The sequence below is a fragment of the Glycomyces salinus genome (genome assembly GCF_016428645.1).
Lineage (GTDB): Bacteria > Actinomycetota > Actinomycetes > Mycobacteriales > Micromonosporaceae > Glycomyces > Glycomyces salinus.
Genome location: NZ_JAELXW010000142.1, coordinates 1 through 19,676, shown reverse-complemented (window position 1 = coordinate 19,676; position 19,676 = coordinate 1). Strand labels below are relative to the sequence as shown.

The window sequence follows — 19,676 nt, the reverse complement described above, 5'->3', positions numbered from 1 at the left end:
ATGCACCCCGAAAACGTACCGACCGGGTACGACAACCCCTCTACTCGCAGCCCCGTGAAACGGGAGCGCGAGTATACAATCGCTTCGGATTCCTACCAATCTGAAGGCCGGGGCATCCTCCCGGAAGCCCGATGGAAGAGTGGCACGGAGACGCTTCTGAGTACGCAGAGTCCGCGGCACCTCAGAAGCGGACCGTCCGGACTCGGTCTATTCCACAGTGACCGACTTCGCGAGGTTTCGCGGCTGGTCGATGTCCCTGCCCAGGGCCGTCGCCAGTTCGACGGCGAACTCCTGGAGCGGGACGGCGGTCAGCAGCGGGGCCAGCAGGGTCGGGGCGGCCGGCGTGGTGATGACGTCGTCGGCGTGGACGCGCGCGATGTCGTCGCCCTCCTCGCACACGGCGATGACCTTCGCGCCGCGGGCCTTGACCTCCTGGATGTTGGAGACGATCTTGTCGTGCAGGAGCGAGCGGCCCCTGGGGCTGGGGACGATCGCGATCACGGGAGTGCCGTCCTCGATCAGTGAGATCGGGCCGTGCTTGAGCTCGCCGGCGGCGAAGCCCTCGGCGTGGATGTAGGCCAGCTCCTTGAGCTTGAGGGCGCCTTCGAGGGCCACGGGGTAGCCGACGTGGCGGCCGATGAACAGCACGCGCCCGAAGTCGGCCGCTTCGCGGGCGAGCTTGCGCACCGGCTCCATGTGCTCGATGACGGCGGCGATCTTGTCGGGGACGGCGACCAGCTCGGTCAGGACCGCGCCGACCTCGTCGGCGTACTTGATGCCGCGGATCTGGGCCAGGTGCAGGCCGACCAGGTAGCAGGCGGCGAGCTGGGTGAGGAACGCCTTGGTGGAGGCGACGGACACCTCGATGCCGGCGCGGGTGTAGAGGACGGCGTCGGATTCGCGCGGGATGGTCGAGCCGACGGTGTTGGAGATCGACAGCACGCGCGCCTTCTGGTCCTTGGCGTGGCGCAGGGCCATGAGGGTGTCCATGGTCTCGCCGGACTGGGAGATGGCGACCACGAGCGTGGAGCGGTCGAGCACGGGGTCGCGGTAGCGGAACTCGCTGGAGAGCTCGACCTCGCAGGGGATGCGGGTCCAGTGCTCGATGGCGTACTTGGTGACCAGCCCGGCGTGGTAGGAGGTGCCGCAGGCGATGATGAAGACCTTGTCGATGTCGCGGAAGTCCTGGTCGGACATGCGGACCTCGTCGAGGACGATCTGGCCGGCCTCGTCGATGCGACCCCGGAGGGTGTCGGCCACGGCCGCGGGCTGATCGTTGATCTCCTTGCGCATGAAGGTGTCGTAGCCGCCCTTCTCGGCGGCCGAGATGTCCCAGTCGACCGAGTAGCGGCGCCCTTCGGAGGGGCTGCCGTCGAAGCCGCGGACGGCGATGCCCTCGGGGGTGATGGTGACGATCTGGTCCTGGCCGAGCTCGACGGCCTCGGTGGTGTGGGCGATGAAGGCGGCGACGTCGCTGGCCAGGAAGTGCTCGCCGTCGCCGATGCCGACCACGAGCGGGGAGTTGCGGCGGGCGCCGACGACGGTGTGCGGGTCGTCGGCGGCGACGGCCAGGAGCGTGAAGGCGCCTTCGAGGCGGGCGCACACGCGCGTCATGGCTTTGGTCAGGTCGCCGTCGGCGGCGTATTCGCGGCCCAGCAGCTGGGCGGCCACCTCGGTGTCGGTCTCGGAGGAGAAGCGGACGCCGTCGGCTTCGAGTTCGCCGCGCAGCTGCCCGAAGTTCTCGATGATGCCGTTGTGGATCAGGGCGATCCGGCCGTCGTTCGAAAGGTGCGGGTGCGCGTTCCGGTCGGAGGGGACCCCGTGGGTCGCCCAGCGGGTGTGCCCGATCCCGCAGCGGGATTCTGGCAGGCCGGCCTCGTCGAGGGCCGATTCGAGGTTGGCGAGTTTGCCGGCGCGTTTGACCTGGTGCAACTCGCCGTCGTCGATCAGCGCGACGCCGGCCGAGTCGTAGCCCCGGTATTCGAGGCGGCGGAGCCCGTCGACCACGACTCCGGCGGCGCTGCGGCCGCCCGTATATCCCACAATTCCACACATGCGCAGAACCCTACCCCACTTTCGCGCAGTACCTCTGCGTGGATGAGGGGTTTTCAATCACAGGATTTGATCATTCCTAATCGAGCAGGAAGATGCCCCTGGTGTCCTCGCCGGTGACGTAGCTGATGGCGGCCCCGTCGGCGACGGTGGTCAGCTGCGCCTCGTGGCACCAGGCGGCCGGCAGGTCCCCGTCGGCGAGGTCGATGCGCTCGGCCTCGCCTTCGGCGATCTCGTAGAGGCGGCAGTCGGGTTTGGTGCGGTCCAGGGAGAGGTCGGTGGCCAGGATCGCCCGGTTGTCGGGCAGGACGGTCGACCAGCCCCCGGCGACGGCCCGGTCGAGCGGCGTGAAGCCGAGCTTGACCGACTTGCGGTAGAGCTTCTCGCCGCTGTCGAGGTCGTAGGCCATGACACCGAACCAGGAGCCGGTGTGCTCGCGGGAGGTGTAGCACTCCACGAGCTGGACGGTGCGCCGCTCCGAGGTCGGGGCGGCCGGGCGGGCGCCGTCTCCCTCCCCGGCGGTCCCGGCGGCGTCGGAGGCCTCGGCCAGGGCCACCGGCTGCGACAGGCGCAGGACGCCGCCGCAGGCCGAGGAGTTGGTGGAGCCGAAGACCTGGTCGGCGTTGCGCCATCGCAGCGAGCCGTCCTCGAGCGCGAACGAGAGGAGCCGGTGCTCGAAGCGGCGGGCCGAGAAGGGCCCGTCGGTGACGCGCAGTTCCTTGCGGCTGTCGATGACCAGCGAGTCCTCGGTGACCAGGAAGCTCTCGGGGAGCAGCACGGATTCGCGGTCGATCTCGCGCTCCCAGACCTGTTCACCGCTGGCGGCGTCGAAGGCGATGATCCAGTCGCGGGCGATCATCCGGTCGGGGGCGGGGACGCAGTCGGCGAGCATGACCACGCGGCCGGAGCTGATCTGGGTCGCCTCCCCGTGGCAGCCGGCCGGGAGGGTCTGCTCCCAGACGACCTCGCCGTCGAAGTCGTAGGCGGTGAAGACCTCGCTGCGCTCGCCGGCGTAGAGCAGGCGGTCGTCGTCGACGGCCAGGAGGACGCCGGGGGCGTCGCCGAAGCCAACGGTGGCGACCTCGGCTCCGGTGCGGGCGGCCAGGACGCGGGCCTGGAAGTCGCCGGGGTCGTCGGCGCGGGGTCCGGTGAGGGCGACCAGGTGGGCCTGGTGGGACAGGATCGGGGCCTGCGAGGACTTCCAGTTCCAGCGGCGGTGGTACCAGATCGCGTCGCCGGAGGCCGGGTCGAGCAGGGTCACCGCCTGGGGGGTGGTCTCGCCGGGGTGGTCGATGCGCAGGAGCCCGTAGGGGGTCTCGACGAAGCGTTCGACGCTGCCGAGTCCGGCCCCTTTTTCGGCGGCCGCGGCCTGGTCGACGTCGCCGGTGCGGACGTCCTGGTTGGCCAGTTCGGCCCAGCGCTGCATGGCGGGGGCGAGGGCGGCGGCGGCCATGATCACGATCGCGGCGGCCAGGACGCCGACCTTGGTCGACATCCGCCCCGGGACTCGGCGCCTGCCGCCGGAGTAGCCCTCGACGGCGAATTCGCCGAGGGCCAGCAGGCCGCCGCCGATCACGCCGAAGGCGTAGGCCAGGGCCGCGACCCCGGCGCGGTGGGTAATGAAGTCGTCGGGGCCGGCCTCGGGCATCGAGGAGTAGACCAGCCATCCGGCGCAGGCGGCGAAGACGGCGGCGAACAGGGCCGCGGCGATGGTGCGCAGTCCGGGGTGGGCGGCGGCGGTGGTCGCGCAGACGGCGACGATCAGGACCGAGGCGACGGTCCCGATGATCATGTAGACGCCCGAGGAGCCGACGCTGGCCGATCCGAAAGCGGCCCACACCAGCAGTGCGGCCCAGGTGAACAGCGCGGTCAGTCCGGCGGTGCGCAGGAACACCCGCGCGAGCGGTCGGCCGACGGGACGGGTGGTCTCGGGGTTCGAGGCGCTCGCGGACATGCACTCTTTCTACCCGCCGCCGCGCCCCGGCGACCGGCTTTCGCGAATATCGCGAGTCGCGCTGGGCCCCTAGGGGGTGCGCAGCGGAAGGTTCGAGACCGGCGTGTAGTTCGGCGCCTCGCCGGGGCGGGTGCCGAAGTCGGACCGGTAGAGCACGAGCTCGTCGGCGGTCCAGGCAGGGCCGTGGTAGCGGCGCAGGGTCAGCAGGTCCTCGGCGGCCTGCTGGTTGGTGACGCGGTCTCCGGGGCGGGCGAGTGTGACGTGGGGCCGGTACTGCTTCTGGTCGACCGGCAGTTCCGCGGCGGTCAGCCCGGCGCGGATGCGGTGGACGAGCTGGACCAGTCTGGCCACGTCGCCGTCGAGTCCGGCGTAGACGACCGAGTAGCGGCCGCGGCCGAACCTGCCGCCGCCGGAGACCGACAGCCGCAGCGGCTCGCAGGAGCGCGCGGCCTCGCCGAGGACCTCGGCCGCGTGTCCGACCCGCTCGACGGGCACGTCGCCGATGAAGGCGAGGGTGAGGTGCCAGTTGGCGGACCTGACCACGCGCGAGGGCTGGGACGGGCGGCGCGCGGCCGCCGACGGGCGGCTGGAGGGGCCACGGCGGGCGATGTTGAGATCGGAGACGACCTCGGCCAGGTCGGATACGGCGTGCTCGGGAAGCTCCAAGGCGGCGAAGAGCCGTTCGGTCCGCGTCTTGGTCGCTGCTACGGCGGCTGTAGGACTCACTGGATTCCTCCAGGGATACTCGCTGGGGGTTCGGCGCGCACCGGAGGCGATGGATGTGTCGGTCCGGCGCGGCGGACGGGCGCGATGTGACTAATCCTCGCAGCAACGCCGACTGTTAATTCAGTGAAATCCCATTGGACGAGACGGTAATTTCCTGGAAGTAACGACTCAGGGCACCACTTTCCCGGGGAGTGGCGCCGCGTTCCGCCGCTGGCGCGAGGCCCGCAGGACGTAGGCGGCCACCGCGGCGGCGATCGAGACCGCCCCGCCCATCCACAGCGAGGCCCGGGCTCCGGCGACCTCGGCGACCCATCCGACCAGCGGCGCGAACACCGGGGTCGATCCGAGGAAGACCAGCAGGTAGACGCTGAGGACGCGGCCGCGGTACTCCCCCGGCACGCCCATCTGGACTCTCTGGTTGGCCGCCTGCGCGAAGAAGACCATCGCGAAACCGGCCGGGACCAGCAGGATCATCGCCGAGACCATGGTGGGGCCGAAGCCGACGGCGACGGTCCCGATCCCCAGGGCCAGTCCGGCGCCGAGGACGGTGTGGACGCCCGGGCGGGCCGAGCGGCGGCCCGAGACCAGCGACCCGGCCAGGGCGCCGACGGCCAGGGCCGTCAGCAGCAGCCCGAAGGTGTCGGCGCCGGTCTCGAACTCGGTCTTGGCCAGCATCGAGAGCGTGATCGGGAAGTTGAAGGCGAAGCCGGAGACGAACAGGGTCACGAACAGCACCCCGAGCAGGTCGGGGCGGGCGGCGATCAGGGCCAGGGCCTCGCGGATGCCGCCCGAGGAGGCATCGGACCGCTCGACGGGGTTGGAGATCCTGCGCCGCAGCAGCACCGCGCAGGCCGCCGCCGGGCCCAGGAAGGCCGCCGCGTTGATCGCGATGACCACGCCGGTGCTGGTCAGCGCGATCAGGATCCCGGCGATGGCCGGTCCGGCGATGCGGCTGACGTTGAACAGCGCCGAACCCAGCGAGATGGCGTTCGGCAGCGCCTCGCCGTCGACCAGCTCGGAGTAGAACGCCTGGCGGGCCGGGCCCTCGACGACCGAGACGGCGCCGAAGACGAACACGGCCAGGTAGACCATCCACAGTTCGACCACCCCCGACAGCACGACCGTGGCCAGCGCGGTGGCGACCGCGGCGCTGCCGAGCGAACAGGCCAGGAGCACCACGCGCTTGTCGACCGCGTCGGCGATCTTGCCGCCGTGGAGGCTCAGCACCAGGTAGGGGCCGAACTGGATGGCCAGGGACAGGCCGAGGGCGGTGCCGGAGTCGCCGGTCAGCTCGAGGACGAGCCAGTTGACCGCGGTGGTCTGGAGCCAGAACCCCATGGTGCCGACGAACTGCCCGATCGCGAAGACCCGGTACGCCGGGTAGGCCAGAGCGCGGAACGTGCGTTGCAGCTGTGCGGCGATGACTGGGGACATGGCATCCCCGAGTCTAGTAACTTACCGGTCGGCAAGCCAGTAGTTGAGACCGGACGCATAGAAGCGGGCGGGCCCGCCGGGCCCGCCCGTTCCATAGATAGACTTGACTGCTTGCGGCTCCGCCGCAGCGCTACTTGTCGGCTCCGCCGAACAGGACGTCGTCCCAGCCCGGGAGCTGGTTGCGCGGCTTGGAACCGGCCGCGGCCAGCGGCTTCGGCTCGTCCTCGGCGGCGGCCCGCTTGCCCGGCCGCAGCACCGCCAGCGACGGCACCTCCGGGCTCTCGCGATGCTCGCTCGCCGTCGTCCCCGGCAGCCCCAGCGAGGTCTGCGAACGCTGCCGCGACGGCTCGTCGAGCGGGCGCTCGAGCACCTCGCGCAGCCGGTCGCGCCGCAGCGGATCGGGCCGGGCGCCGTCGTCCTCGCCGACCCCGTGCATCGGGTCGCGCGAGGGCCGGGCCGGCTCGTCGGCGCGCATCGCGCTCTCGACCGCCTCGATCGACTCGGCCACCTGCTTTGGCGCCGGAGTCGACAGGAACTGGGCCATCTCGTCGTCGGGAGTGACCGTCTGGCGCCCGCGGTCGAGCCGCCACCGCGCCTTGGCGGTGGTCTTGCCCGACGACCACGAGGCCTGCACCAGCCACGAGCCGTCCTCGGTGCGCCAGGCGTCCCACGAGACGGCCTCGGGGTCGACCCCGTGCGCGCCGAGCTTGACGTCGACCACATTCGACATGCGGTCACCGCGCTCCGAAGTGGCCAGACGCGCCCGGCGCGCGGCCTGCGCGAGCATCGCCCGCTCCTGGAGGACCGGTCCGGCGTAGCGCAGCACCCGGTCGACCGCGACCTGCGCCGAGGCCGCGATGCCCTCGGCGGACTCGCCGGAGCGGATGCGCGTCTGTATATCGCGCGGAGAGAGATTCACATTCGGGACCGGGGCCGGACGCGCCGGCTCGGCGGGTTCGGCGCCGACCGCGCCGGGGCCCGCGGAGGGCGACTTGCCGTCGATCTCGACGGCCGCCGACACCCGCTCGTCGAGCGGCAGCGCCAGCAGGCGCCCCAGCTCGTCGGCGAGCACGAGCGCATGACCGTCTTCGGAGAGGGCTACGAACCGTACCGGCCTCATGCCTTCCACCCCTCGTATGTCGTCCGTCCGCGCCTTGCCGGCTTTCCCGAGCGTACGCCCAACCCTACCGGCGGACCACAAGCACCGGGGGACGATATTCCCTTCTTAGAGGTAGATTAGCCTCCGTGTCGCCTGAGAAAGAGCCGCTTCCGGCCCCCGAGTCGGTACCCGTGCGCATGACGCCCATAGCCGCGATCGGAACACTACTGTGGACCGTCGCGCTGGTCGTCACGCAGCTCTACCGCTCAGAGCTGGCCGGATCCGGACGTGAATGGTGGGTCGCATGCGCCGCGTGCGGCGTGATCCTGGGAATCCTCGGCACGGCCGTGATGGTGGTCATGGACCGCCGCCACTTCGGGCCTCAGAGGACCTCGGACCCCTCGTCGTCGTAGATCGTCTCGGACTGGTCCACTCCCTGCGGAGTGGTGTCGACGAACTCGGAGATCTGGGAATGGGCCCCGCAGCCGTGATCGGCCGAGACCACCCGCGCGTCCTCCGAGGAGTACACGTTCGCGCAGGCGCCGAACGCCGCCCGCATCGAGCCGGCCAGCGGCAGGAAGAACCCGCAGGTCCCGCACCTGGCCGAGGCGGGGGCCGACTCGCTGATGGGAGCCCGCGGGCCCCGGTCGCCGTCGTACCAGCGCTGCGCGGCCTCAGCCCGGCCGAGGCGGTTGAGCACCCGCTCGCGCCCCAGCCCCAGCTCGTAGGCGATGTCCTCGACCCCGTCGTCCTCGGAGTACTGGTAGGCGGGCATGAGGCGGTCGTCCTCGACCTCGGTCGGCAGCACCTCGCCGACCCCGACCTCCCCGGCCTCGAGCCGGTCGGCCCACGGCACCCACGGCGGAGACAGGAGCGCCTCCGGCCCCGGCAGCAGCGCCGACTCGGCGACCGTGGCGACCCGCGCGCGCGGAGCGCGGGTGAGCACCACCGCCCACCGCCAGCCGCGGTAGCCGGGCAGGGTGCACTCGAAGTTGTGGGTGACCACGCGCTCGGCCTCGGCCTCGGCGCTCAGGTACTCGCCGACGCCGTCGCCGGACTCCTCGGCGGCCTCGCGCGCCAGCTCCAGGGCGTCGGCGCAGATGCGGTCGAGGCGGGGCTTGCGGGTGCGGGTCTTCGTGGCGGTCTCAGGCACAACCCCAAGAATAGGTCAAGCCTCCGGGGCGATCGCGCGGGTAGGTTTGCATCATGCGAATTCTGGTCGTGTGCGCGGTGCGCGAGGAGGCCGACGCGGTCGAGGCCGGCCGCAACGTCCGCCACGAGATCGACGTCCTGGTCTCGGGCGTCGGCCCCGCCGCCGCCGCGGCGGCCACCGGCCGCACCCTCGGCGCGAACGGCCAGATGGGCCGGGCCTACGACGTGGTCGTCAACGCCGGGATCTGCGGGGCCTTCGCCGGGCGCGCCGCGATCGGCGATGTGCTCATCGCCACCGACTCCGTCGCCGGCGAGCTCGGCGTGGCGCTGCCGGATCGCTTCCAGCCGATCGACGAGATCGGGTTCGGCTCGAACCGCATCGGCTGCAACACGGTCCTGACCGTCCAGATGGAGGGCGTGCGCGGCGAGATCCTCACCCTGGCCTCGATCACCGGGTCGGCCGAGCGGGCCGACGAGCTCGCCTCGCTCCACCCGGGCGCGGTCGGGGAGGCCATGGAGGGCTTCGGCGTGGCCACGGCCGCCCAGCAGGCCGGGCTCCCGTTCGCGGAGGTCCGCTCCGTCTCCAACCTCGTGGGCGACCGGGACGTGGCCGGATGGGACTGGTCGGCGGCGCTGAAGTCGCTCACGAACGCGCTCAGGGAGATCTGATGGAACCGATCCACTTGGCGCACTCGCCGTGCCCCAACGACACCTTCATCTACCACGCCTGGACCGCCGGGCTGGTCGGCGGGCCGCCGGTGCGGCTGACGTTCGCCGACATCGACGTGACCAACACCGCGTGCGCGCGCGGCGAGTTCGACGTCGCGAAAGTCTCCTACGCGGCGCTGCCGCACCTGGGCCCCGAGTGGACGCTGCTCGAGGCCGGGGGAGCGCTCGGGCGCGGTTGCGGGCCGCTGGTGCTGACCGGTTCGGCCTGGAGCGGCATCGAGGGCGCCCGCGTCGCGGTGCCCTCCGACCGGTCGACCGCCTACCTGCTGTTCCGGCTCTGGCTCCACGAGATCGGCGACCCGCCGGTGTCGATCGAGGTCGTTCCCTTCGACCGGATCATGCCCGCGGTCAAGGACGGTCGCTTCGACGCCGGACTGGTCATCCACGAGGCCCGTTTCACCTACCGCGAGTACGGTCTCGAGCGCGTCCGCGACCTGGGCGAGTGGTGGGAGGACACCACCGGCGCCCCGATCCCGCTGGGCGCGATCGTGGCCAGGTCCGGGCTCGACCACGACGCGATCACCTCGACAGTTCGGGACTCGCTCGACTACGCCCGGGCCCGGCCCGGTGCGAGCCGCGACTACATCGCCGAGCACGCCCAGGAGATGTCAGAGGCGGTGTGCCGCCAGCACATCGAGCTGTACGTCAACGAGTTCTCCCGCGATCTGGGCGTCGAGGGCCGGGACGCGGTCGAGCGGCTGCTGGGCTCGGCGGCCGAACTCGGCCTCGTGCCCGAGGCGAAACTCGACCTCGGCCGGATACGCTAGTCCAACCTGTCAGCTTCAGTACCAACACGAGAAGTATCGAGGTTAGCGGTGCCCACTGGTCGAGTGAAATGGTTCGACGCCGAGAAGGGTTTCGGCTTCGTCTCCCGCGAGGACGGCGGGAAGGACGTGTTCGTCCACCGGGACGCCCTGCCGGAGGGCGTCGAGGAACTCGCCAAGGGCCAGAAGGTCGAGTACTCGGTCATCGACACCCGCCGCGGCGTGCAGGCGATGGGCGTCCACCTGGTCGCCGGACCCGCCGCCGCCCCGGGCGCGGCCGCGCCGGCGGCGGCGAAGCCGACCCGCTCGCCCGAGGAGCTCAACAGCCTGCTGCAGGACATGATCGGCGTGCTCGAGCAACAGGTCATGCCGCCGCTGTCGCGCGGGCGCCGGCCGGACCGCAAGACCGGCGCGAAGATCGCGGAGATGCTGCGGGCCGTCGCCGACGACCTGGGGTAAGGCCATGGCCCACTCCGCCCGGCTCGCCGCGCTGCTCGAACGACTCGCCTCGCTCGAGAACCTCATGGTCGCCTTCTCCGGCGGCGCCGACTCGGCGTTCTTGCTGGCCGCCGCGGCGCGCGCGATGGGCCCGGAACGGGTGGAGGCGGCCACGGCCGTCTCGCCGTCCCTGGCGCCGGGCGAGCTCGAGGCCGCCGGGCGCTTCGCCGCCTCGCTCGGGGTCGCGCACCACACTCCGTCCACACACGAGCTGGATCGCGAGGGCTACCGCCGCAACGCCGGCGACCGCTGCTTCTTCTGCAAGACCGAGCTGATGAGCGTGGTCGGGCCGCTGGCCGAGGCGCGCGGCATCGGCACGGTGGCGACCGGGACGAACGCCGACGACACCGTGGCCGGGTTCCGTCCGGGCATCGGGGCGGCCGCGCGGGCCGGGGCGATCACGCCGCTGGCCGACGCCGGGCTGACCAAGGCCGAGGTCCGCGAGACCTCCCGGTCCTGGGGCCTGTCGACGTGGGACAAGCCGGCGGCGGCGTGCCTGTCGAGCAGGATCGCCTACGGCGTGGAGGTGACCGCCGAGCGGCTGGGCCGGGTCGGCAGGGCCGAGACGGCACTGCGCCGCGCGCTCGACGAGGCCGGGATACCGGCGCGGAACGTGCGTGTGCGGGACCTGGGCGACGAGGCGAAGGTGGAGGTCGACGCGGACCTGGTGCCGGCCGTGGCCGAACGCGGCGAGGTCCTGGAGGCGATCGAGGGCTTCGAGACGGTCCGCCTGGACGAGCAGGGCTTCCGCTCGGGAGCGATGAACGAACTCCTCCCGAACCCCGAGCACTACCGCTGAGTCGCCGAGGGCGCGCACCGGAGGCCCGGAATGCCCGGTGAGGCGGGCGCGCGGTGATCGTCAGTGGAGGATGAATCCGTAGCGACCGCCTCACCGGGTCCATAACCCCTCGGGAACCCCTCATTCCCCGAGGTCTTCACCATCTGCCGTGAGCCTGAACGGGGCCTTGGCCGTTCCTGTCAATTCCCTGACAAAGGTGTGTTCGGAGCACAATGACCCACACTCCGACTTCAGCGTCAAATCATCCCCAATCGACTGTCCGATGAGCGCGGCGCGGACGGGCACGGGGCGGTCGGCGCGGTGTAGAAACGGTGGGGTGGATCTGTCGGGTTGCTCGAGTTTCTATGCGCCGGGGTGTTCGGCCGGGTGCGGTACGCCCATGGAGGCCGCCTGCGACCCCGGCGGGCCCTGCAACGGTTGCTCGCGGGCCTGCGGCGGGACCTCCGATCCGGGGCCCTGGACCTCGATGGCGTTCGTGCTCGGGTTCGCGCGGCTGACGCCCGAGCGGCTGGAGCGGGCCCGGTCCCGGCACCGGGCGGGCCCGCGCCGGTTCGGACTGCGGCTCATCGCCGCCTACCGCCGGTGGGCCTCGCCGCGGGCCCCGGTCCAGTGCCGGTACGTGCCCAGCTGCTCGGGATACGGCTACCGGGCCGTGGCCCGGTACGGCCTGTGGACCGGCGGGCGGCTGGCCGCGGCCCGCGTCTTCCGCTGCCGCCCGGGGGTGACGCCGGGCACGCATGATCCGGTTCCCGGCTCCGGGGCGGGCCGTTAAAATCCTGGCCATGAGCAGTGATGTGAAGATCGCCGACCCCGGCGAGCACCAGGACCCGCAGTCGAGCAGCGAACTGGCGATCCGCAGCCGCGAAGTCAAGCCCGGCCACCTGCCGGTCTCGGAGTTCGCCTCCGGGATCATCGGCGCCTCGGCCCCGTTCGGCCGCAGCGACTTTCCGCTGCCGGTGACGAGCATCCACTACGAGCACCCCGGGCCGGTCCCCGAGCGGATCCTCGAGGACGAGCGCCACTGACGCGGCAATAGCGCAAGCTGTTGCACGATCATTGCAAGAGAATTTCATAGGTGGTATGTTCTTGCGCATGCGGTGTGAGTCACACCGTGCCCTTCTTCGACCCCGGAGGATGACGCAATGCGGCGTACCACCCGATACGCGGCGGGAGCGCTGGTCTCTGCACTGGCGCTCTCCGCCTGCACCACCCCCGAATCACCGCCCGGCGACGACGGCGCCTGGGAGGACGAGCCCACCGACTCCCAGCTGGCCGACCTCGCCGAAGCCACGGACCGGGCCGAGCAGTTCTACTTCGCCGTCACCGACCGCTTCGCCGACGGCGACGAGTCCAACAACACCGGCGCGTTGCCAATCGACGGCTCCGCAGGCGTCGCCGAAGGTACCGGCGACGCCCTGACCACCGGCTACGACCCGACCCGGCGGCAGTTCTACCAGGGCGGCGACCTGGCCGGAGTGGAGCAGAACCTCGACTACATCCAGGGCCTGGGCACCACCGCGATCTGGCTGACCCCGGTCGTGGTCAACCAGCCGGTGCAGGTCACCGACACCTGGACCGGCGCCGGATACCACGGATACTGGGGGACCGACTTCACCGCCGTCGACCCGCACCTGGGCGACGACGCCGAACTCCAGAGCCTCATCGACGCCGCCCACGAGCGCGGCATCGAGATCTACCTGGACATCGTCGTCAACCACACCGCCGACGTCATCCAGTACGCCGAGGACGGCAGCGGCTACGTCTCCAAGGACGACCAGCCCTACCTGGACGCCTCCGGCCGCCCCTTCGACGACGCGAACTACGCCGGTCGGATTTACGGCTCGCAAGCTCCGCCGAGCGGGAGCGACGAGTTTCCCGAGGTCGGCGACGACTCCTTCCCCTACACGCCCGTGCTCGAAGAGGGCGAGGCCGACCTGAAGAAGCCCGACTGGCTCAACGACCCGTCGATGTACCACAACCGCGGCGAGTCGACCTTCTCCGGCGAGTCGTCCACCTACGGCGACTTCGCCGGGCTCGACTCCCTGTGGACCGAGCGGCCCGAGGTCGTCCAGGGCTGGATCGACGTCTACTCCGACTGGATCACCGCCTCCGGGGTCGACGGCTTCCGGCTCGACACCGTCAAGCACGTCAATCTCGAATTCTGGCCGCAATTCCTTGCGGGCATCCGCCAGGCGGCCGAGGCCCGCGGCGTCGACTTCTTCGCCTTCGGTGAGATCTACTCCGGCGACGCGTCGCTGACCAGCACCTATGTGCGCCAAGGCGAACTGGACGCGGTCCTGGACTTCGGCTTCCACGGCGCGGCCACGAGCTTCACCACCGGTCTGGCCGGGGCCGATTCACTGGCGACGGTCTACGGCAACGACCCCCTGTTCACCGCCGGCGGCACCGACGCGCTGGCGATGCCGACGTTCCTGTCCAACCACGACGCCGGGCGACTCGGCACGTCCATCGTGGAGAACACTGATCCCGACACCTGGCTCGACCGCGCGATCCTGGCCGAGGAGCTGATGTTCCTCACCCGCGGCCAGCCGGTGGTCTACTACGGGGACGAACAGGGCTTCACCGGTTCCGGCGGCGACGACTACTCGCGCCAGACCATGTTCGCCTCCCAGGTCGAGGACTATCTCGACGACGAGCTGATCGGCACCGACTCGACCCACGCCGAGGACAACTACGACACCGGCCACCCGATCTACCGGGCCATCGCCGAGCTCGGGCAGCTCCGCAAGGACCACCCGGCGCTGGCCGACGGCGTCCAGATCACCCGCTCGACCGAGAACGGGGTGTTCGCCTTCTCCCGAGTCCACTCCGAGGAGGGCGTCGAGTACCTGGTCGCGGTCTCGAACTCCGAGACCGAGCAGACCGTCGAGGTCGAGACCTACTCCGAGGCGTTCTCGCCGGTCTACGGGGACGGCGCGATCGACGCCGCCTCGGGTTCGACAGAGATCACCGTCCCGCCGCTGTCGGCGGTCGTCTTCCGCGCCGAGGGGACCGTCCCGACCGGCGGCGAACCGGAGGTGGCCCTGGAGGTGGCGGCCGAGTCGGCCACCACCGCGCACGTCAGCGCGGACGTGACCGGCGACCCGCTCTCGCGGGTGGCCTTCGCCGCGAGCGTCGACGGCGGCGAATGGACCTATGTGGGCACCGCGCCCGGACCGGACCACCGGATCGCCTTCGACCTCGACGGGCTTGCGGGCGGCGCCTCGGTCGAGTTCAAGGCCGTGGCCCTCGACCGCGAAGGCCGCACCGCCTCGGCGAAGACCACCACGACCGTCGCCACCCCCGACCAGGCCGGCGGCTCCCCGAACTGGGCCAACGTCCACTTCGACGGCGACCCCGAGCAGTGGGGGCTGTACGCGTGGGGCGACGTCGCCGACTCCTCCAGCACCGTCTGGCCCGACTCGAACCCCTTCTCCGGCACCGACTCCTACGGCAGCTTCGCGCCGATCAGGCTCGCCGAGGACGCGAACCAGGTCGGCTACCTGGTCATCGACTCCGAAGGCAACAAGAACCACGAATCCGACCGGACCTTCGACCCGAGCCTGAACCCCGAGATCTGGCTGAGCTCGGGGACCGGGGAGGTGGCGCACTCCCTGGCAGAGGCCCGCGGGCACGTCAGCGTCCACGCGCCTGATGACAGCACCGACTGGGGCCTGCACCTGTGGGGCGAGGCGCTCGCCGACGGCGTCGCGACCGAATGGGACTCCCCGCGCGAGCCCGACGGCACCGACGAATGGGGCCGGTACTGGAACGTGCCGGTCGACGACGTCGACGCCGAGATGGGCCTGATCGTCCACTCCGGAGACACGAAGCTCCACGAGCAGGACGTCACCCTCACCCCGGCCCGCCTCGGCGAGACCTGGGTGACCGGCACCGGGGACCACGCCTCGCGGGCCGACGCGGACGGCAAGGCCGTCATCCACTACCAGCGCCCCGACGGCGACCTGGACGGCTGGACCCTCCACGTCTGGGACGGCGCGGCCGAACCCACCGGCTGGGACGCCGGACTCGAACCGGTCTCCACCGACTCCTTCGGCGCGGTCTTCAAGGTCGACCTGGCCGAGGGCGCCGAAGGGCTCTCCTACATCCTCCACCGCGGCGACGAGAAGGACCTGCCCACCGACCAGCGCCTGGACTTCGCCGAATACGGCAACGAGGTGTGGATCGCCGCCGCCACCGAAGACTACGTGCGACCCGCCGGCGCCTCCGGCGCCCGCACCCCCGACCTCGACCCTGCCTCCGAGCGCGCGATCTGGCTCGACGCGGACACGATCGCGCTCGACGCCGAATCCACCGACGGCAAGGTCTTCGAGCTGCTGGCCAGCGCCGACGGCTCGATCGCGGTCGAGGACGGCGAACTGACCGGAGACTTCGAAACGATCGGGCTCACTCCGGCCGGCGGCCTGACCGAGGCCCAGCGCCGCGCCCGGCCACAGTACTGGGACTACCGGACCTTCACCGTAGACCCGGGCGCCGACATTCCCGAGGCCCTGCGCGGCCAACTGGTCGCGGTCGAACGCGACCACACCGGCAAGGCGTGGACGGCCACCGGGGTCCAGACCGCGGGCGCGCTCGACGCGCACTACAGCGCCGCGCTCGACGCCGATCTGGGGCTCACCTGGCGCAACAAGAAGCCCACGGTCTCGGTCTGGGCGCCCACGGCCAGATCGGTCGGACTCGAGCTCTACGAGAGCCCCGACGCCGAACCGACCCTCCACGACATGACCTTCGACGAGGACACCGGGGTCTGGTCGGTCAAGGGCGAGAAGGGCTGGGACCGGATGTACTACCGGTTCGCGGTGGAGGTCTGGCACCCGGCCACCGGCCGGGTGGAGTCCTATTCGGTCACCGACCCGTACTCGGTGTCCCTGGCCGCCGACTCGACCCACAGCCAGATCGTGGACCTCGACGACGCCGACCTCCAGCCCGAGGGCTGGGACGAGCTGACCAAGCCCGAAGCGGTGGATCCGGCCTCGGCGCAGGTGTGGGAGGTCCACGTGCGGGACTTCTCGATCGCCGACGAGTCGGTCCCGGCCGAGCTGCGCGGCACCTACGCCGCCTTCGCCGAGCAGGACTCGGTCGCGATCGAGCATCTGGAGGAGCTGGCCGGAGCCGGACTGACCCACGTGCACCTGCTGCCGACGTTCGACATCGCCACGATCCCCGAGACCGATCGGTCCGAGGTCGCCTGCGACCTGGAATCCTACGGACCGGTCTCGCCCGAGCAGCAGGAATGCGTCGGCGCCGTCCGCGGCGACGACGCCTACAACTGGGGCTACGACCCGTACCACTTCAACACCCCGGAAGGCTCCTACGCGACCGAGGCCAACGGCCCGCGGCGCATCCTCGAGTACCGGCGGATGGTGATGGCCCTCAACGAGATGGGGCTGCGGGTGGTCAACGACGTCGTCTACAACCACACTTCGGCGTCCGGGGTCGACGACCGGTCGGTCCTGGACCGGATCGTGCCCGGCTACTTCCACCGCCTCGACGAGAACGGCGAGGTCTACACCTCGACCTGCTGCCAGAACACCGCGCCCGAGCGGCCCATGTTCGGCAAGTTCGTGGTCGAGTCGACCGAGCTGTGGGCCGAGGCCTACCGCGTCGACGGCTTCCGGTTCGACCTGATGGGCCACCATCCCAAGGACAACATCCTGGCGGTGCGGGACGCGCTCGACCGGGTCGACCCGGACATCCTGCTGTACGGCGAGGGCTGGGACTTCGGCGAGGTCGCCGGGAACGCCCTGTTCGAGCAGGCCACGCAGGAGGGCATGGCCGGGACCGGGGTCGGCACGTTCAACGACCGGATGCGGGACGGGGTGCGCGGCGGCGGGCCATTCGACTCCGATCCGCGCGTGCAGGGCTTCGGCTCGGGCCTGTGGAGCAAGGACAACGGCTCCGGCACCGTGGCCGATCCGCTGGCGGCGCTGGGGCACGCCGGGGACCTGACGAAGCTGGGCCTGGTCGGGAACCTCGCCGAATACACGTTCGTCGCCTCGGACGGCCGTCTGGTGAGCGGGGCCGAGCTCGACTACAACGGCGGCGGAGCCGGGTACACGGCCGCGCCGGGCGAGTCGGTGAGCTATGTCGACGCGCACGACAACGAGATCCTGTTCGACGCCCTGGCCTACAAGCTCGACCCTGACGTCTCGGGCACCGACCGCGCCCGGATGCAGGTGCTGGGCCTGGCGACGGCGGTGCTCAGCCAGGGCACCGGGTTCGTGACGGCCGGTTCGGAGCTGCTGCGCTCGAAGTCGCTGGACCGCGACTCCTACGACTCCGGCGACTGGTTCAACGCGATCAGGTGGGACTGCGGCGGCGCCGCGGGCTTCGGATCCTCGACGAACGGCTTCGGATCGGGGCTCCCGCCCGAGTGGACCAGCGAGGAGAAGTGGCCGTACGCCGAGGACGCGCTCGGCGCGGTCGAGCAGCCGAGCTGCGAGGAAATCGAGCTGGCGAGCGCGAGGTACGTCGAGCTGCTGGAGATCGCCTCGTCGACGCGGGCGTTCAGCCTCGGCTCCGCCGAGGCGGTGTCCGAACGGGTGACATTCCCGCTCTCGGGCGAGGACGAGACGCCCGGGGTGATCACGATGGTCATCGATCTGGACGGCCTCGACGACCGGTACGAGCGGGTCACGGTCGTCTTCAACGCCACGCCCGAGGCGGCCGGCCAGACCGTGGAGTCCCTGTCGGGAACGGGCGCCGAGCTGCATCCGGTCCTGGCCGACTCCGCCGACGACGCCTTCGAGGAGGCCGCCTTCGACGACGGGACGGGCACCTTCACGGTCCCGGGCCGGACGGTCGCGGTGTTCGTGAGTTAACGATTCCGGACTTGACAGCGCCGCAATACTGGTGAGTACTTGCGGATCCCTGAAACCGGGGCGGGCGAAGCGCCCGTCCCGGTTTATTTCGGGCGCTAGTTCCAGGCGCCCTCCTTCGCGGCCCGCTCGGCCCAGTCCGCGAACGTCACCGCCGGGCGGCCGAGGACCCGCTCGACACCGTCGGCCACGTCGGCGATCGCGCCTTCGCGCATGAGCCGGTACATCACGTTCAGGAAGGCGACCAGTTCGTCGGGCACCCCCGCCGAGCGGAGGACCCGGTCGTGCTCCTCGGGGTCGTCGGCGCGGAAGGACATGGGCTTCCCGGACGCCTTCGACATGGTCTCGACCGCCTCTGCGAGGCCCAGCGACTCGGGGCCGGTGAGCTCGTAGACCCGGCCGTGGTGCCCGTCCTCGGTGAGGACGGCGGCGGCGACGGCCGCGATGTCCTCGACGTCGATGAAGGGCTCGGTGACGCCCGCCAGCGGCAGCGCCAGTTCGCCGGCCCGGAGCAATTCGAGGTAGTCGCCCTCGCTGAAGTTCTGGTTGAAGTTGTTGGGCTGCAGCACGGTCCATTCGAGGCCGGAGCCCTGGACCGCGTTCTGGGCCGCGTGCATGCCGATCGCCTCGGGCCCGACACCGGCGGCCTCGGAGACCAGGTGGATGCGGCGTCCGGACTGCGCCACCAGTCGGCGCACCCCCGACCGCTCCGCCGCGGCCGCGAACTCCTCGGCCGCGAACGGCTGGTCGGGGGCGATCAGGTAGGCCGCGGAGACTCCTTCGAGTGCGGCGTCCCAGGTCGTGCGGTCGAACCAGTCGAACGGCACCGTCGTGCTGCGAGAGACGGGCCGGACCCGGTGCCCGTCTCGGAGGAGCCGATCGGTGAGCCGCCGCCCGACCTTGCCGGTAGCGCCGGTGACGAGGATGGTGGATTCGCTGTGGTCGTTCATGCCTCAAGCCAAGCCGGATTCCGGCCCGGCACCCATGGCCGAGGCGCTACGGTCCATGCGCGTTCGTCTCTCTGGCGGGTGGGGTCAGGGTTCACCCTGGCGGCGACGGAGTGGCGGATGAGGGGGCCGGGGTCGGTGTGCCGGGTGCGGGCATGGTGGGGGCCCGAGCCCGGTCGGGTGGGGTTCGGGTTGGAGCGTCGTGTGTGTGCTCGCCCCCGCCGCGGGGTGGCTCCCGCGGCGGGCGGGGTAAGAAGGGTGGCGGGCCGGGGTCGGAGCTTGTCGCGGCGCAGGCGAAGGCGGGTTCGGATTCGGGGGCTGGTTCGGGTCTGAAGTCTGATGTGGATACGGGTGCCGGTCCGGTGTTCGCTGCCGGTGCGGCCGTCGCTTCGGTCGTTTCGGTGGTGAAGCGTGCTCGCACCTTGGCTCGGGCGGTCTTGACGGCGGCCCAGGCGGTCTCGGTCTCGGCCCGTTCAGCGGCCCGGTCGAGATCTTCTTTCTGGCTCGGAGCGTGTTCCTCGGGGAACAGCCCGAGAGGGAACACGTTGGACACGTCGTCGGCGAAGTCGGCCTCGAGATCGGTGTCGGTCCGCCAGTCCGCGCACCCGCACCCGCCGGGGCCGTCGTGTTCGGTCATGTCGGCGGGGGCGGCCTCGTGTCCTTCGTGGTGGACGATGACCGCC

General features: G+C 71.2%; 15 protein-coding genes and 1 pseudogene. 8 read left to right on the top strand and 8 right to left on the bottom strand.

What is annotated here, in order from left to right; genetic code table 11:
- Positions 1 to 207: 207 nt before the first annotated feature.
- The 5 genes from glmS to sepH form a co-directional block, all read right to left on the bottom strand.
- Positions 208 to 2,055: a glutamine--fructose-6-phosphate transaminase (isomerizing) gene (gene glmS / locus JFB92_RS23895; protein WP_199044353.1), complete on the bottom strand. Its 1,848-nt coding sequence runs from the start codon at positions 2,053 to 2,055 to the stop codon at positions 208 to 210.
- Positions 2,056 to 2,131: 76 nt separating this feature from the next.
- Positions 2,132 to 4,006: an outer membrane protein assembly factor BamB family protein gene (locus JFB92_RS23890; RefSeq protein WP_199044351.1), complete on the bottom strand. Its 1,875-nt coding sequence runs from the start codon at positions 4,004 to 4,006 to the stop codon at positions 2,132 to 2,134.
- Between the two features lie 69 nt (positions 4,007 to 4,075).
- Positions 4,076 to 4,732 (bottom strand): RNA 2',3'-cyclic phosphodiesterase, encoded by a 657-nt coding sequence (gene thpR, locus JFB92_RS23885; protein WP_199044349.1) that lies wholly within the window; start codon positions 4,730 to 4,732, stop codon positions 4,076 to 4,078.
- A gap of 168 nt (positions 4,733 to 4,900) precedes the next feature.
- The gene (locus JFB92_RS23880) at positions 4,901 to 6,166 is read right to left on the bottom strand and encodes an MFS transporter (RefSeq protein WP_199044347.1); all 1,266 of its coding nucleotides are present in this window, start codon (positions 6,164 to 6,166) and stop codon (positions 4,901 to 4,903) included.
- A 130-nt stretch (positions 6,167 to 6,296) separates the two neighbouring features.
- Entirely contained in the window at positions 6,297 to 7,286 is a 990-nt protein-coding gene (sepH, locus tag JFB92_RS23875; protein ID WP_199044346.1) for a septation protein SepH, read from the bottom strand.
- Between the two features lie 125 nt (positions 7,287 to 7,411).
- On the opposite strand from sepH, the gene JFB92_RS23870 reads away from it, so the two are divergent.
- Positions 7,412 to 7,678: a DUF2530 domain-containing protein gene (locus JFB92_RS23870; protein WP_199044345.1), complete on the top strand. Its 267-nt coding sequence runs from the start codon at positions 7,412 to 7,414 to the stop codon at positions 7,676 to 7,678.
- Here JFB92_RS23870 and JFB92_RS23865 read toward each other — a convergent pair.
- Entirely contained in the window at positions 7,648 to 8,418 is a 771-nt protein-coding gene (locus JFB92_RS23865) for a DUF3027 domain-containing protein (RefSeq protein ID WP_199044344.1), read from the bottom strand. The genes JFB92_RS23870 and JFB92_RS23865 overlap by 31 nt on opposite strands.
- Before the next feature lie 53 nt (positions 8,419 to 8,471).
- Here JFB92_RS23865 and mqnB point away from each other — a divergent pair, with 53 nt between their 5' ends.
- The 7 genes from mqnB (at position 8,472) to pulA (ending at position 18,049) form a co-directional block, all read left to right on the top strand.
- Positions 8,472 to 9,086, top strand: a complete 615-nt coding sequence (gene mqnB, locus JFB92_RS23860; protein WP_199044343.1) for a futalosine hydrolase — start codon at positions 8,472 to 8,474, stop codon at positions 9,084 to 9,086.
- Complete coding sequence (locus JFB92_RS23855; protein WP_233163734.1) at positions 9,086 to 9,913, top strand: 1,4-dihydroxy-6-naphtoate synthase; 828 nt, start codon at positions 9,086 to 9,088, stop codon at positions 9,911 to 9,913. Before mqnB ends, JFB92_RS23855 begins: the two co-directional genes overlap by 1 nt.
- Positions 9,914 to 9,961: 48 nt before the next feature.
- Positions 9,962 to 10,369, top strand: a complete 408-nt coding sequence (locus JFB92_RS27100) for a cold-shock protein (RefSeq protein ID WP_199044342.1) — start codon at positions 9,962 to 9,964, stop codon at positions 10,367 to 10,369.
- Between the two features lie 4 nt (positions 10,370 to 10,373).
- Positions 10,374 to 11,207: an ATP-dependent sacrificial sulfur transferase LarE gene (larE, locus tag JFB92_RS23845; RefSeq protein WP_199044341.1), complete on the top strand. Its 834-nt coding sequence runs from the start codon at positions 10,374 to 10,376 to the stop codon at positions 11,205 to 11,207.
- A gap of 379 nt (positions 11,208 to 11,586) precedes the next feature.
- Positions 11,587 to 11,979 (top strand): membrane protein insertion efficiency factor YidD, encoded by a 393-nt coding sequence (gene yidD / locus JFB92_RS23840; RefSeq protein ID WP_233163733.1) that lies wholly within the window; start codon positions 11,587 to 11,589, stop codon positions 11,977 to 11,979.
- Between the two features lie 10 nt (positions 11,980 to 11,989).
- Positions 11,990 to 12,232, top strand: a complete 243-nt coding sequence (locus JFB92_RS23835) for a hypothetical protein (protein ID WP_199044339.1) — start codon at positions 11,990 to 11,992, stop codon at positions 12,230 to 12,232.
- A gap of 117 nt (positions 12,233 to 12,349) precedes the next feature.
- The gene (gene pulA, locus JFB92_RS23830) at positions 12,350 to 18,049 is read left to right on the top strand and encodes a pullulanase-type alpha-1,6-glucosidase (RefSeq protein ID WP_199044337.1); all 5,700 of its coding nucleotides are present in this window, start codon (positions 12,350 to 12,352) and stop codon (positions 18,047 to 18,049) included.
- Between the two features lie 95 nt (positions 18,050 to 18,144).
- On the opposite strand, the gene JFB92_RS23825 is transcribed toward pulA, so the two are convergent.
- Entirely contained in the window at positions 18,145 to 18,996 is an 852-nt protein-coding gene (locus tag JFB92_RS23825; protein WP_199044335.1) for an NAD(P)H-binding protein, read from the bottom strand.
- Positions 18,997 to 19,087: 91 nt separating this feature from the next.
- Positions 19,088 to 19,676 (bottom strand): annotated as a pseudogene (locus JFB92_RS25895) (hypothetical protein); the annotation flags it as partial.

Bases quoted from the DNA above. Each gene is read 5' to 3' on its own strand.
- glmS (WP_199044353.1), bottom strand. From the start codon at position 2,055: ATGTGTGGAATTGTGGGATATACGGGCGGCCGCAGCGCCGCCGGAGTC.
- JFB92_RS23890 (WP_199044351.1), bottom strand. From the start codon at position 4,006: ATGTCCGCGAGCGCCTCGAACCCCGAGACCACCCGTCCCGTCGGCCGA.
- JFB92_RS23880 (WP_199044347.1), bottom strand. From the start codon at position 6,166: ATGTCCCCAGTCATCGCCGCACAGCTGCAACGCACGTTCCGCGCTCTG.
- sepH (WP_199044346.1), bottom strand. From the start codon at position 7,286: ATGAGGCCGGTACGGTTCGTAGCCCTCTCCGAAGACGGTCATGCGCTC.
- mqnB (WP_199044343.1), top strand. From the start codon at position 8,472: ATGCGAATTCTGGTCGTGTGCGCGGTGCGCGAGGAGGCCGACGCGGTC.
- JFB92_RS23855 (WP_233163734.1), top strand. From the start codon at position 9,086: ATGGAACCGATCCACTTGGCGCACTCGCCGTGCCCCAACGACACCTTC.
- larE (WP_199044341.1), top strand. From the start codon at position 10,374: ATGGCCCACTCCGCCCGGCTCGCCGCGCTGCTCGAACGACTCGCCTCG.
- yidD (WP_233163733.1), top strand. From the start codon at position 11,587: ATGGAGGCCGCCTGCGACCCCGGCGGGCCCTGCAACGGTTGCTCGCGG.
- JFB92_RS23835 (WP_199044339.1), top strand. From the start codon at position 11,990: ATGAGCAGTGATGTGAAGATCGCCGACCCCGGCGAGCACCAGGACCCG.
- pulA (WP_199044337.1), top strand. From the start codon at position 12,350: ATGCGGCGTACCACCCGATACGCGGCGGGAGCGCTGGTCTCTGCACTG.
- JFB92_RS23825 (WP_199044335.1), bottom strand. From the start codon at position 18,996: ATGAACGACCACAGCGAATCCACCATCCTCGTCACCGGCGCTACCGGC.